This window comes from Streptomyces durmitorensis (genome assembly GCF_023498005.1).
Classification (GTDB): Bacteria; Actinomycetota; Actinomycetes; order Streptomycetales; family Streptomycetaceae; genus Streptomyces; species Streptomyces durmitorensis.
Genome location: NZ_CP097289.1, coordinates 833512 through 846948 on the forward strand (window position 1 = coordinate 833512; position 13437 = coordinate 846948).

Genomic DNA, 13437 nt, shown 5'->3' on the forward strand with positions numbered 1-13437 from the left:
CATGCGCAGGGGCGTGCCGGGCTGCCCGGGTGTCCGGGGCTGAGGAAGGAGTCAGGTGCGGCGACGGCGGGCGACCGGTCGAATGAGGTCGTCAGCGGTGTGCAGGGGTGCGGAGGCTCGGTGGAGCGCTCAGCAACAGGCCGCGCGACAACAGGAGATGGCCCGACACAGCATCCCCGAGACACGCAGAAGGTCCACGTGGCGACGGGAGACGAGGGCGGGGTTCATGCGTGCATCCTGACCGGGTCCTCGTGCCGGCGACAACCCGGTTCCGCCATGTGGACATACAGGTCCCGAATCGCGGTACCGCCGGGCCCCGTCCCCGAGCTGCCGCCGTCTCCTGAACGACGTGTTCGGTGTTCGCCCTCGCCCGGGCAGGGCGAGGGCGAGGATCACCTGCGCCGCCACTCCTCCGCGAGGAGTTCGTAGGAGCGCACCCGGTCGGCGTGGCCGTGGGTGATCGTGGTGATGAGCAACTCGTCGGCGCCGGTGGCCTCCTGGAGCTGTTCCAGCTGGTCGGCGACGCGTCCCGGGGAGCCGGTGAACTGGGTTTCGGTACGGTCCTCCACCAGCGCCCGGTCCGCGTCGGTCCAGACGTGCCGGCGCGCTTCCTCCGGCGTCGGGTACGGGATGGCGCCCTCCGCCGTGCGGATGCTGCGGACCCACGGGCCGTAGCCCGCGGCGAGTTCGCGGGCGGTCTCGTCGTCCTCGGCGACGACGACGTCCGCGGAGACGCTGACGTAGGGCTCGTCGAGTACGTCGGAGGGTTTGAACGCGGCGCGGTAGCCGTCCGCGGCCTCCAGCACCGTCCCCGGACTGACGTGGTAATTCGCCGCGAAAGGCAGGCCGTTGCGGCCCGCGACGTCCGCGCTCTGGCCGCCGCTGCTGCCCAGGATCCACACCTCGATGTCGGCACCTTCACCGGGCACGACATGCGCTTCGATGCCGTCGGCGGAGCGGTACGTCCCCGCGAGCAGCGCGAGGATGTCGTCGATCTGCTCCCCGTAGTCCTGCGATTGGGCGTGCGGCTGCTGGAGCAGCTTGCGCTGGAGGGCGACGCGGGGCGAGCCCAGCAGATGCTCGTAGGAGAAGCGCGGCGGGATCCGCAGTCCGTTGGGTGCGTGGCCGTCGACGACGGGGGTCGCGGTCGGCGGCGCGGCGGCGGGTGTGCCGGGCGGCTTGCCGCCGGAGCGGCCGAGGCCCAGGTCGAGGCGTCCGGGGTGCAGCGCGTCGATCAGGCCGAACTCCTCGACCGTGGACAGAGCTGTGCGGTGGCCGAGCTGTACCGCGCCCGCGCCGAGCCGGATCGTCGAGGTCGCGGCGGCGGTCAGGGCGAGGACGACCGCCGGTGAGGTGCCGGCCACGCCCGGGTTGAGGTGGTGCTCGGCGAACCAGTAGCGGGCGTACCCGAATCGCTCGGTCTGCCGGGCCAGGTCGATGGAGTTGTGCAGTGCGGCGGCCGCCGTGGAACCGGACGAGACCGGGACCAGGTCGAGGACGCCGAGTGGGATGGCTGACATGTGGGTGGTCCTCCTCAGTGGTCGGCCGACGCGGGCACGGGTATGGGTACGGGTTCGGGATCAGGCTCGGGCAAGCGCGCCCCGGAGTCGGGGTGGGCCAGGCCGAGATGGTCGCGCAGGGTGGTTCCCTCGTACTCCGTGCGGAACACGCCGCGCTCCTGGAGCAGCGGGACCACGCTGTCCGCGAAGGCGTCGAGTCCGCCCGGCGTGATGTGCGGGACGAGGATGAAGCCGTCGGACGCGTCGGCCTGCACGAAGGAGTTGATCGTCTCGGCGACGGTGGCCGGGGAGCCGACGAAGGACTGGCGGTTGCCGGTCTCGATGACGAGGTCGCGGATGGACCACTTGTTCGCGGCAGCGAGCTCTCGCCACTCCCGCGCGGTGGCCAGCGGGTCGCGGTACATCCGCACCTGCGCACGCCCGCGGGCGATGGTGTGCTCACCGACGTCCGGATCGATGTCGGGCAGCGGGCCTTCCGGGTCGTACGCGGAGAGGTCGCGGTTCCAGACGAACTCCAGGTGCTTGATCGCCGTGGCACCGCTGACCTGCTTGCGCCGCACCTCACGCGAGAGCTCCTCCGCCTCGGCATCCGTGTCACCGAGGACGAAGGTGGCGGCGGGCAGGATGAGGAGCTGGTCGTGGGTGCGGCCGTGGCGGGCCAGGCGGCCCTTGACGTCCCGGTAGAACTCCTGGCCTTCCTTGAGCGTGCTGTACCGGCTGAAGATCGCGTCCGCGCCCTCGGCCGCGAACTCGCGCCCCTCGTCCGAATCACCGGCCTGGAAGACGACCGGTCGCCCCTGAGGGCTGCGCGGGACGTTGAACTGCCCCTGGATGTCGAAGTGTTGCCCCTGGTGGACAAAGGCTCCCGCCCGCGCGTCGCGCAGGAAGGCGCCGGTCTCCTGGTCGGCGACGATCTCGTCCCCGCGCCAGGAGTCGAACAGTTCATTGGCCGTACTGAGGAATTCCTTCGCCCTGGAGTACCGCTCCTCCTGCGGGAGGAATCCGCCGCGCCGGAAGTTCTCGCCGGTGAAGGCGTCCCAGGAGGTCACGACGTTCCACGCGGCGCGCCCGCCCGAGAGGTGGTCGAGGCTGGCGAACTGGCGGGCCACCTCGTAGGGCTCGTTGAAGGTGGAGTTGATGGTGCCGGTCAGGCCGAGGTGTTCGGTGACGGCAGCGAGCGCGGTGAGGACGGCGAAGGTGTCGGGCCGCCCCACGACGTCCAAGTCGTATATCTTTCCGCCCTGTTCGCGCAGCCGAAGCCCCTCGGCGAGGAACAGGAAGTCGAACTTGGCGCGCTCGGCGGTGCGCGCGAAGTGCGCGAAGGAGCTGAACTCGATGTGGCTCCCGGCCTCGGGGTCGCTCCATACGGTGGTGTTGTTGACGCCGGGGAAGTGTGCCGCGAGGTGGATCTGCTTGAGCGGTTTGTCCGGTGACTTGCTCATGACGGGGTCCCTTCCGGTCCGGCTCAGGCGGTGGCGGCGTAGCGGCTGGCGGGGCGGGTCAGGCCCAGGAGGCCGCGCAAGGTGTCGGCTTCGTACGCGCGCCGGAAGGCGCCGCGGCGCTGGAGTTCGGGCACCAGGCCCTGGGTGATCGCCGGGAGGTCGTGCCCGACAACGGCGGGCCGCAGCCGGAATCCGCTCAGCCCGGCCCGGCCCAACTCCACGAGCAGGTCGGCCAGTTGGGCGGGCGTTCCGGTGAATACCCGCGCGTCACTGGTGTACGGGTGACCGGCGAGGGCGTCCAGACGCTCCCGGCGTGCCACTGCGACGGCCGGGTCGTCGTCGAGGAACACCACCAGGTCGCCGAAGAGATGCAGGGACTCGTCGGCGCGCCCGGCCGCGTCCTGTTCGGCACGGACGGCTGTGACGATGGCGCGTGCGTGCCCGGTGTCGCGCGGGGTGACGTATCCGATGTCGGCTGAGCGGCCGAGGAGCCGGAACGGGGCATCCGTCGGCCCCTCGTGGGCGAGGGCGCTGATGACAGGCAGGCCCTGCGGCGGCCGGGGCGTGATCGAGGGGCCCTTGACACTGAAGTGCTTGCCCTCGAAGTCGATGTAATGCAGCTTGTCGCGGTCGATGAAGCGGCCGGTGGCCACGTCCCTGATCTCCGCGTCGTCCTCCCAGCTGTCCCAGAGGCGGCGCACGGCTTCGACGTAGTCGGCCGCCTCGTCGAAGAGGTCGAAGGTCAGCTCCCGTACGTCCGGCCTGCCGAGGTCCTCGACGGCGTCGAGGGCGGGAAGCGTGCGGCGCCCGAAGTGCGCGGCCTCGTTCCGGCGTGCGGACACCTGCACCCGTACCCCGGCGCGGCCTTCGCTGACGTAGTCGAGCGTGGCGATCGCCTTGGAGATGTGGAAGGGCTCCGTGTGCGTGGCCACCACGGTCGGCACAAGGCCGATGTGGCTGGTCAGCGGCGCGACACGGGCGGCGATGAGAACGGCGTCGAGCCGCCCTCGTACCTGATCCGTGCGTCCGTCGGGTTCGGTGAAGTGCGAGGACTGGAGGCCGAGTCCGTCCTCGATCGTCACGAAGTCGAGCAGGCCGCGTTCGGCCTCGGTGACCAGATCGGTCCAGTACCGGGCGGTGAGCAACTCCCTTGGGCGGGCGGCTGGTTCGCGCCAGGCGGCGGGGTGCCAGCCCGCGCCGTCGAGCGCGACGGCCAGATGCAGCGAAGGAGCGGAGGGAGCGGAAGAGGGCAACGCGGACGAGGGTGAAGATGATGACGACACGAAGGAGTGCCTTCCTGATCGACCGTACGAGAACACCGGCCCCTCTGCTCCGAGGGTGCGGCGGCGGGGTGACGGGTCAGGAACGACAGAGCGCGCCGGCGACGCGCTGGAGGTCGATGTGCGGCCGGGAGTACAGATGCACCTGGCGGCTCGGGGCGATCGTGACGACACGCAGTGCGGACACGGGCGGCAGCAGGGATGACGTGGACGGCACAGCGGAGACTGCCGGCATGTCCGTCACCTCCGCTCGGCAAGCCAGGGCTTGACGCTGACACTCGTAACTGCTCGGGACGTTACGTGAGGCCGCAGCGGTGCGCAATGCCCGTCGATCATGGGCGTCCTCACATCGCCGTACGTGCCTCGCCGTCCCTGTCCGTCAGGGACAACCGCCGAGTCGCTCCTTCTGTTCCGCTTCCACGCCGGGAGTTCCACGGCATCGGCCTTCTTGACTCCGCCCTGTGCCCGGACCCAGACTTCCGGGGACGGTCACGATTGTCAGCGCCCGCCCGGCAGGCTCCCTGCCCGAGCGGTTCATCGGCCCCGGCCCGCTGGCAGGCAACCCTTCCGCCGCGACGGGGTGCCCCGGGTGACGACCGGGTCGCGCCGTGGCGGCGGGGCAAGTGCGGCCCGGTTGCAACGGGCCTCGACGGCAGGGCTGGTGGACATGTCCAGGGCGGTCGGTGAGAGGAAGAGCACCCAGCGGCCTCTCCTGACCGCGCCCCGGCCCCGCCCCCGCGTGTTGACCAGACGGCTGCACATCGACCTGTTGCGCGTGTGCAGCGCATCGGCTCCAGCCGTCTGACGTCCACGCATCGCCCTCTCCCTCTCCTCTCCTCTCCGTCTCCTCTCCGTCTCCTCTCCGTCTCCCTCCGCTGTGCCACCGTCGCCGTGCGCGCGGTCGGCGCCCCCTCACCTGTCTGGAGAGCCATGCCCGAGACCACGTCGCACCGTTCCCACGCTTCCCACCCGGCTTCCCTCACGGCTCCGTGCTCCCCGCTCGAAACCGCCCCGGACGGCAGCTGTCCCGCGCCCATCCGCAGCCGCATCGGCGCCGACCTGGCCGGCGGCTTCTACCCGGCGCCACACCGCTATCACCTGTACCTCTCGGCCGGATGTCCGCGCTCCTTGCGCGTCTCGATCACCCTCGACCTGCTCGGGCTCCGGGAGTCGGTCACCACGACGCTCCTGACAGCACACACCCCTGCGGCGTCACTCGACTCCCTGCACCGCTACTACGAGGCCACCGAGCATCACTTCGACGGCCCCTTGACCGTTCCCGCCCTGTGCGACCGCTGGAGCGGGCACATCGTCAGCAACCACACGCCCGACATCCTGCGCGACCTCGCCTGCCGCCTCGCCGCGCACGGCAGCGGGCCCCTCCTGCGCCCATCGGCCCTGGCGGCGCACATCGACACCTGGCACGAACTCCTCGCGAGCCCCCTCACCGACGAGACGCTGAACCGCCTCGACGGCCGGCTGGCCTCCCATTCCTATCTCGTGGGCGACGAACTCACCTCGGTGGACGTGGACTTGTGGGCCGCTCTCGTCCACCCCACTCCGGACGCGGCCGAGACCGGTGACTCCCATCCCCACGTCCGCGCGTACGTCCGCCGCCTGCACGCCCACCCCGCCTTCTACGCCAACGGCCCTCGTCCCAAGGCCGCGAGCACCTCCCGCGCCGCCCGTTCCCCGCTCTCCACACCACCGTTGAGGTAGCCCTGACTGTGCGTGCTGGTGTGTTCGCCCGCGAAGTGGAGGCCGCCCTCCCGGCGTCCCGTGAAGCCCCAGTACCGGGTGTACTGGCCGGGGCGGTAGGAGGCGTAGGAGCCGCGGGCCCAGGGGTCGTCGACCCAGGAGTCCAGCCAGCCGCGGCCGTTGTACGCCTTCTTGAGGCCAGGGACGAGCGCGTCGAGCTGCCGCAGCGCCGTGTCCGTCACCGTGGCCGACGGTGCGGCGTGCGGGCGCTCGGCCGGGTAGGTCGCGCCGCTCCAGCCGCCGGTGAACAGGGTGAGCAGACCTTCCGGTCCTGTCTGGTACGAGGAGGTGTCCCAGGAGCTGAACAGCGGGTTGTCGCTCATGATGCCGCCGCTGAATCCGTCGAACCGCGGGAACTGGCGGTCGAATTGGAACAGCAGCTTGGCATCCGTGCCCATGCCGTGGTTGTCGATGGCCTCGCGCTTGCGGGCGCTGAGCCCCGCGCCGTCCAGGTCGACGCGGCGCAGGGTGGTGAAGGGCAGGGCGAACACGACGCGGTCGGCGGTGACTTCCCCTCTGCGGCCGCCGAAGCGCAGCCGGTAGGTGCCGCCCGCGCGGCGCACGGCCGTGAGGGGGGTGTCGAAGTGGAGGGCCGACTTGGGCAACCGCTCGGCCATCGCCTGGGGGATGAGGTCGTTACCGCCCTTGACGTGGTACTTCTCGTCGGCGCCGTCGGGGCCGATGTACTGCTCCATGAGGTTGATCGCGCTCAGTTCGTCGGCGTTGTTGCCGAAGAACGTGGCCACGCTGTTGGCCATGGCGGAGGCGAGCAGGGACGACATTCCGCCGGGGACGTTCGCCGCGAGCCAGTCCCGCACCGACAGGCCGTCGAAGTCACGGGCGGCGCGCCCCGCCTCGTCCGCGGCGTAACTGCCGATGCGCCGCGCGTCGGCGGCGAGTTGCTTCTGCACGACCTCCATGTCCCGGTAGACCGCGTCTTCCGTGACCACCTTGCCCTGGAGATGGATGACACCGCGCTCGCCGTGCTCGCGATCGGGGTTCTCCTCCTCCAGGGAGATCCCCAACTCCGCGGCCAGCTTGCGGATATGGGTGTGCCGGGTGTCGATGCGCTCGCCGCCGTGCTCGGCGAGCTGGCCCGACGCGAAGCCCCGCGCGGTCCAGCAGCGCCCGCCCACCCGGCCGTCTCTCGCCTCGAACACCTGGGCCTTGACGCCTTGTTGGGCAAGCCGGTGGGCGCAGGTGAGCCCGGCGAGGCCCGCGCCGATGACGACGACGCGGGCGTCGTGCGCGGTGGTGCGGTCCGCCGCGCGCGCGGCGGTGGGCGTGAGCGTGCCGCCGAGCGCGAGACCGCCCGCGGTGGCGAGTCCGCCACGCAGCACGGTGCGCCGGGTCGTACCGGCGTCCGCCGGTTCACGTCGCGCGCGTACGACGCGCATCCAAGGGGTTCCGCCAGCAGGCATGGGTGTCTCCCGTCAGTAGGCCGTCGGATCGACCTGGGCCGTGGAGTGTCCGTGGAGTGCACGAAGCAGCCTGCTTGCTTAACTCCTTAACCAACATGCCTGGTTGACGACGGATTCCCTCGTCCGGGACCACCCGTCCTGCGGTTCTCGCAGCCACGACACCTACGGGACGTACGACGGGCTCTTCGCCGTAGCGGGTCCTGGGCGCCTTCGGAGAGTGGAGACGGCGGCCGCGGCAGGAGCGCCGCGGCCGCCTGTGATCACCAGATCCGGACGCGCTCCGAACGGTCCAGCCAGAGGCCGTCGCCCTCCGCCGTCCCGAACGCCTCGTGGAACTCGTCCAGGTTGCGCACGATGTTGGCCCGGAACTCGGGCGGCGAGTGCGGGTCGATGGTGAGGTACTGCTGCTCCTGCTCCTTGCGGCGCTTGGTGCGCCAGCAGTAGGCCCAGTTCATGAAGAGCCGCTGGGAGCCGGTCGTGCCGTCGCTCTCGGGCATCGGGGCGCCGTCGAGAGCGATCTTGTACGCCGTGTGCCCGATGGTCAGGCCGCCCAGGTCGCCGATGTTCTCGCCGACGGTGAGCGAGCCGTTGACGAACTCGTCGGGCAGGTTGCGGGGCGAGAAGGCGTCGTACTGCTTGACCAGCGCCCTCGACTTCGCCTCGAACGCGGTCTTGTCGGCCGCGGTCCACCAGTCGTTGAGGTTGCCCGCGCCGTCGTACTGCGCGCCCTGGTCGTCGAAGCCGTGGCCGATCTCGTGGCCGATGACCGAGCCGGTGCCGCCGTAGTTCTCGGCGGGGTCGGCGTCGGGCGAGAAGAACGGCTTCTGCAGGATGCCCGCGGGGAAGCAGATCTCGTTGGTGCCCGGGTTGTAGTACGCGTTGACCGTCTGCGGCAGCATGAACCACTCGTCGCGGTCGACCGGCGCACCGATCTTGGCGAGCTGCCGGTCGGACTCGAAGGCGTCCGCCGCCTGCGCGTTGCCGAGCAGGTCGTCGGGAGAGACCTCAAGGGCCGAGTAGTCGCGGAAGGTGTCCGGGTAGCCGATCTTGGGACGGAACGTGGCGAGCTTCTCGTACGCGCGCTCCTTCGTCTCGTCCGTCATCCAGTCGAGGCGGGCGATCGACTGACGGTAGGCCTCGAGCAGGTTGGCGACGAGGTCGTCCATCATCGCCTTGGAGCTCGGCGGGAAGTGCCGCGCCACGTACTCCTTGCCGACGGCCTCACCGATGGAGCCCTCGACGAAGCCGACCGCCCGCTTCCACCGGGCGCGCAGCTCCGGGGTGCCGTTGAGGGTGCGGCCGTAGAACTCGAAGTTGTTCCGGACGAACGCGTCCGTGAGGTACGGCGCGCACGAGCGAAGGACCCGGACCAGCGTCCAGTCCCGCCACTGCTCGATCGGCACCTCGTCGAGGACCGCGGACAGGTGCCGGAAGTAGGACGGCTGACGGACGCACGTCTCGGCGATGGTGTCGTCCGAGCCCCCGAGCCCCTCGACATAGGCGCGCCAGTCGAAGTGCGGTGCCAGGGTGATCAGTTCGTGCAGGGTGAGGAGGTTGTAGGTCTTCTGCACGTCACGCGTCTCGGCCCGCTCCCAGTGGCCCGCGGCGAGACGGGTCTCCAGGGCGAGGACCGCCTGCGCCGCATCGGCGGGCGAGGCGTGCTGCCCGAGCGTGAGGAGCTCGGTGAGGTAGGCGACGTACTTCTCACGGATCTCGGCGAACTTCTCTTCGCGGTAGTACGACTCGTCGGGCAGGCCGAGCCCGCCCTGGAGGACGTTGAAGAGGTAGCGGTCGGAGTTGCGGTCGTCCGTGTCGATGTACGAACCGAAGAGGCCGGAGCCGCCGGTCCGCTCGAAGCGGCCGAGGAACGCGGCGAGCTCCCGGGTGTCCCGCACCCCCGCGACCTCGTCGATCAAGGGCTGCGCGGGGGCGAGCCCGCGGGCGGCGATCGTCTCCTCGTCCATGAAGGAGGCGTACAGCGTGGCGATCTTGCGTGCGTCATCCGGGACGGCGCCGGACGACGCGGCCGACGCCAGATCCTGGATGATCACCTTCACTTGTTCCTCGGCCGTGTCGACCAACTGCACAAAGGGGCCCCAGCTGGAGCGATCCTCGGGGATCGCCTCGGTCTCCAGCCAGTGACCGTTGACGTGGCCGAACAGGTCGTCCTGCGGCCGGATCTCAGGGTTCATGCCCGCGCGGGCGTCATCCAGCATGCTCATCCACGCACCCTACGCGGACACCGGGCCCGAGCACGATCGGCTGGTCACCGCGGGCTCGGCTCAGCCCGCGACGTACTCCCGCAGATGCTGCGCCGTCACGGTCCGCGCATCGGCCACCAGGGCCGCGGGCGTCCCGGTGAACACCACTTGACCGCCGTCGTGGCCGCCGCCGGGGCCGATGTCGATGATCCAGTCGGCGTGCGCCATCACCGCCTGGTGGTGCTCGATGACGACCACCGAGTTGCCGTCGTCGACGAGCCGGTCGAGGAGCGCGAGGAGCTTGTCCACGTCGGCCAGGTGCAGTCCGGTGGTCGGCTCGTCCAGGACGTACGTAGATGACTTCTCCGCCATGTGGATGGCGAGCTTGAGGCGCTGGCGCTCGCCGCCGGACAGGGTGTTGAGCGGCTGGCCGAGCCGCAGATAGCCGAGCCCCACATCGCTGAGGCGGCCGAGGATGGTGTGCGCCTGGCCCGAGGGGAAGAAGTCGTGCGCCTCGGCGATCGACATCCCGAGGACCTCGCTGATGTTCTTGCCGCGCAGCCGGTAGGTGAGGACCTCTGCCGTGAAGCGCTCCCCCTCGCAGGCCTCGCAGACGGACGCCACCCCGGCCATCATCGCCAGGTCGGTGTAGATGAGCCCGATGCCGTTGCACTTGGGGCAGGCACCCTCGGAGTTCGCGCTGAACAGCGCCGCCTTGACGCCGTTGGCCTTGGCGAACGCGGTGCGGATCGGGCCGAGCAGTCCGGTGTAGGTCGCCGGGTTCGAGCGGCGCGAGCCACGGATCGGCGACTGGTCGGCCACCACGACGCCGTCGCGCCCGGAGAGATAGCCGTGGATCAGCGAGCTCTTGCCGGACCCCGCGACGCCGGTGACCACGGCGAGCACCCCGAGCGGGATGTCGACCTCGACGTCCTTGAGGTTGTGCAGGTCGGCGCCCTTGATGGACAGCTGTCCCTTGGGCACGCGCACCTGCTCGCGCAGCCCGGCCCGGTGCTCCAGATGCCGCCCGGTCAGCGTGCCGGATGCGCGGAGCCCCGCCACGTCGCCGGTGAAGCAGATCTCGCCGCCCGCCGTTCCGGCCCCGGGGCCGAGGTCCACCACGTGGTCGGCGATCGCGATGACCTCGGGCTTGTGCTCCACCACGAGCACCGTGTTGCCCTTGTCGCGCAGCCGCAGGAGCAGGTCGTTCATGCGCCGGATGTCGTGCGGGTGCAGGCCGATGGTCGGCTCGTCGAAGACGTACGTCACGTCGGTGATGCTGGAGCCGAGATGGCGCACCATCTTCACGCGCTGCGCCTCGCCGCCGGAGAGCGAGCCCGATGTGCGGTCGAGGCTCAGATAGCCGAGCCCGATCTCGACCAGCGATTCGAGCAGCTCGCGCAGGCTCGCGATCAGCGGCGCGACAGCGGGGTCGTCGAGTCCGCGTACGAACACGGCCAGATCGCTGATCTGCATCGACGAGCAGTCGGCGATGTTCAGGCCGTCGATCCTCGACGACAGCGCGGCCGCGGTGAGACGCGTGCCGTCGCAGAGCGGGCACCGCGCGAACACCACGGCACGGTCGACGAAGGTCTTGATGTGGGACTGGAGGGAGTCGCGGTCCTTGGCGAGCCAGGTCCGCTGCATCTTGGCGATCAGGCCTTCGTACGTGAAGCCGTTCGAGCCGACCTTCACCTTGACCGGGGGCTTGTGCAGGAGGTCGTTCCACTCCTGCTCGGTGTAGTCCTTGAGCTTCTTGTCGGGGTCGTGGAAGCCGGAGTTGACCATGATCTGCCAGCTCCAGGAGTCCACCGCGTAGTACGGGATCGTGATCGCGCCCTCGTTCAGCGAGAGCTCGCGGTCCACGAGCTGGTCGACGTCGACCGTGGAGGCCTCCCCGGTGCCCTCGCACTCGGGGCACATGCCTTCGGGCAGGTTGAAGCTGAAGGCGCCCGATGTCCCTATCTCCGGGACGCCGAGGCGGCTGAAGATGATCCTGAGCATGGTGTAGGCGTCGGTGGCGGTGCCCACCGTGGAGCGCGAGTTGGCGCCCATCCGCTCCTGGTCGACGACGATCGCCGCGCTGAGATTGCGCAGGCCGTCCACGTCGGGGCGGCCCAGGCTCGGCATGAACGACTGGATGAACGCGGTGTACGTCTCGTTGATCAGCCGCTGGGACTCGGCGGCGATGGTGCCGAAGACGAGCGAGGACTTCCCGGAGCCCGAGACTCCGGTGAAGACGGTGAGCCGCCGCTTGGGGATGTCGAGCGAGACGTCGCGCAAGTTGTTCTCGCGGGCGCCTCGCACCTGAATCACGTTGTGGCTGTCGGCGGGGGTGACCGTCACTGATGCTCCTTGGCCTGAACCGGGCGGAAGGAAAAGCGTACACCGTACCCAGTCTTCGTCTCGCATCAATTTCCGACACCAATTGCCGCCCTGGAGCGGTCAGTTGGTATGGACATGACCGCCAAGCCGCTCCTATGCTCCGCCTGAACTCATCGTGAGAGCGCTCTCATCACCCTGTTCCTCCCCACCTCGATGGAACGACAGAAAGGGCACTGCCATGAGACGCAGAACCGGAGTGCGCATCGCCTTCTCCTCCTTGCTCCTGGTGGGCACCTGGGCGAGCGCCTCGCTCGCCCCCACCGCGAGCGCCGCCCCCGCACCCTCCGCTCCCCCCGCCTCCGCGGGCATGCTCACCGCCCTCCAGGACGACCTCGGGCTCACCGCGAGCCAGGCGCGCGCCCGCCTCGCCTCCGAGAAGACCGCGATCCGCGTCGACCGCGCGGCGCAGCGGGCGGCGGGATCGACGTACGCCGGCTCCTGGTACAGCGCGAAGACCGGAAAGCTGACCGTCGCCACCACCAGCGCGGGCAAGACCCAGGCCCTGCGCGAGACGGGCGCCACCGTCCGCGTGGTCCGCCACAGCGAGAAGGAACTGAACGCGACCAAGGAACGCATCGACGCCCTGCCCGCGCCCAAGGGCGTCAGCAGCTGGCACGTCGCGCCGCGCAGCAACAAGGTCGTGGTGAACGTCGTCGCCGCTCAGCGGGACGACAACGATGTCCGACGCTTCGTCGACCGCGCCCGCGATGCGGGCCCCGTCCAGGTCGAGACGGTCGGCAAGGCGCCGAGCACCTTCGCCGCGGGGACCGTGGGCGGCGACCCCTACTACACCGGCAACGTCCGCTGCTCCATCGGCTTCTCGGTGCACGGAGGGTTCGTCACCGCGGGCCACTGCGGGCAGGCAGGAGCCGCGGTGCGCGGCTGGGACAACTCGAACATCGGCAGCTTCCAGGGCTCTTCGTTCCCCGACAACGACTACGCGTACGTCAGCGTGGGCAACGGCTGGTGGACCGTCCCGGTGGTGCTCGGCTGGGGCACCGTCTCCGACCAGCTCGTGCGTGGCTCGGCCGAGGCTCCGGTGGGAGCGTCGATCTGCCGCTCCGGCTCCACCACGCACTGGCACTGCGGCAGCGTGCTCGCCAAGAACGAGACCGTGAACTACAGCCAGGGCGCCGTCCACCAGATGACCAAGACGAGCGTCTGCGCCGAACCGGGCGACTCCGGCGGCTCGTTCATCAGCGGCGACCAGGCCCAGGGCGTCACCTCGGGCGGCTGGGGCAACTGCAGCGGCGGTGGCGAGACCTGGCACCAGCCGATCAACGAGATCCTCGGCCGGTACGGCCTTACCCTGCACACCGCCTGACGGCGGCGGACCGTGCCGGGCCCGCGCAAGGGCCCGGCACGTACGCCGCTGCGGTGAGTCCTGGCGGCTGGATGGCCCTAACCGGGTTCACCTCGGACGCCCCGGA

General features: G+C 70.2%; 9 protein-coding genes and 1 riboswitch. Of the genes, 2 read left to right on the forward strand and 7 right to left on the reverse strand.

Translation table 11 applies throughout. The features are described 5' to 3' along the window. Positions 1-392 precede the first annotated feature (392 nt). The 4 genes from M4V62_RS03620 to M4V62_RS03635 all read right to left on the reverse strand — a co-directional run bounded on the left by M4V62_RS03620 (position 393) and on the right by M4V62_RS03635 (position 4477). A complete protein-coding gene (locus tag M4V62_RS03620) occupies positions 393-1520 on the reverse strand; it encodes an LLM class flavin-dependent oxidoreductase (protein ID WP_249585737.1) in 1128 nt (375 codons plus the stop codon). Between the two features lie 14 nt (positions 1521-1534). Then, positions 1535-2962, reverse strand: a complete 1428-nt coding sequence (locus M4V62_RS03625; RefSeq protein WP_249585738.1) for an NtaA/DmoA family FMN-dependent monooxygenase — start codon at positions 2960-2962, stop codon at positions 1535-1537. A 23-nt stretch (positions 2963-2985) separates the two neighbouring features. After that, positions 2986-4215 (reverse strand): LLM class flavin-dependent oxidoreductase, encoded by a 1230-nt coding sequence (locus tag M4V62_RS03630; RefSeq protein WP_249585739.1) that lies wholly within the window; start codon positions 4213-4215, stop codon positions 2986-2988. A 106-nt stretch (positions 4216-4321) separates the two neighbouring features. Further along, the gene (locus M4V62_RS03635; protein ID WP_249585740.1) at positions 4322-4477 is read right to left on the reverse strand and encodes a putative leader peptide; all 156 of its coding nucleotides are present in this window, start codon (positions 4475-4477) and stop codon (positions 4322-4324) included. 252 nt (positions 4478-4729) lie between these two features. Continuing rightward, positions 4730-4874: riboswitch (SAM riboswitch) on the forward strand. Positions 4875-5172: 298 nt separating this feature from the next. Between M4V62_RS03635 and M4V62_RS03640 the strand changes: the two genes are divergently transcribed. Then, on the forward strand, positions 5173-5961 hold the full coding sequence (locus M4V62_RS03640) for a glutathione binding-like protein (RefSeq protein ID WP_249585741.1): 789 nt from the start codon (positions 5173-5175) through the stop codon (positions 5959-5961). On the opposite strand, the gene M4V62_RS03645 is transcribed toward M4V62_RS03640, so the two are convergent. The 3 genes from M4V62_RS03645 to M4V62_RS03655 form a co-directional block, all read right to left on the reverse strand. Continuing rightward, on the reverse strand, positions 5880-7421 hold the full coding sequence (locus M4V62_RS03645; protein WP_249585742.1) for a flavin monoamine oxidase family protein: 1542 nt from the start codon (positions 7419-7421) through the stop codon (positions 5880-5882). The two genes, M4V62_RS03640 and M4V62_RS03645, sit on opposite strands and share 82 nt — an antisense overlap. Positions 7422-7681: 260 nt before the next feature. Then, a complete protein-coding gene (locus M4V62_RS03650) occupies positions 7682-9643 on the reverse strand; it encodes a M13 family metallopeptidase (RefSeq protein WP_249585743.1) in 1962 nt (653 codons plus the stop codon). Between the two features lie 60 nt (positions 9644-9703). After that, entirely contained in the window at positions 9704-11938 is a 2235-nt protein-coding gene (locus M4V62_RS03655) for an ATP-binding cassette domain-containing protein (RefSeq protein WP_425574979.1), read from the reverse strand. A gap of 247 nt (positions 11939-12185) precedes the next feature. On the opposite strand from M4V62_RS03655, the gene M4V62_RS03660 reads away from it, so the two are divergent. Further along, positions 12186-13331, forward strand: coding sequence for a S1 family peptidase (locus M4V62_RS03660; RefSeq protein ID WP_249585745.1), 1146 nt, complete (start codon positions 12186-12188; stop codon positions 13329-13331). Positions 13332-13437: the final 106 nt, after the last annotated feature.

What these genes read in the sequence shown, in the direction of transcription:
- M4V62_RS03645 (WP_249585742.1), bottom strand. Translation starts at nt 7,421, where the DNA reads ATGCCTGCTGGCGGAACCCCTTGGATGCGCGTCGTACGCGCGCGACGT.
- M4V62_RS03650 (WP_249585743.1), bottom strand. Translation starts at nt 9,643, where the DNA reads ATGAGCATGCTGGATGACGCCCGCGCGGGCATGAACCCTGAGATCCGG.
- M4V62_RS03635 (WP_249585740.1), bottom strand. Translation starts at nt 4,477, where the DNA reads ATGCCGGCAGTCTCCGCTGTGCCGTCCACGTCATCCCTGCTGCCGCCC.
- M4V62_RS03660 (WP_249585745.1), top strand. Translation starts at nt 12,186, where the DNA reads ATGAGACGCAGAACCGGAGTGCGCATCGCCTTCTCCTCCTTGCTCCTG.
- M4V62_RS03640 (WP_249585741.1), top strand. Translation starts at nt 5,173, where the DNA reads ATGCCCGAGACCACGTCGCACCGTTCCCACGCTTCCCACCCGGCTTCC.
- M4V62_RS03620 (WP_249585737.1), bottom strand. Translation starts at nt 1,520, where the DNA reads ATGTCAGCCATCCCACTCGGCGTCCTCGACCTGGTCCCGGTCTCGTCC.
- M4V62_RS03625 (WP_249585738.1), bottom strand. Translation starts at nt 2,962, where the DNA reads ATGAGCAAGTCACCGGACAAACCGCTCAAGCAGATCCACCTCGCGGCA.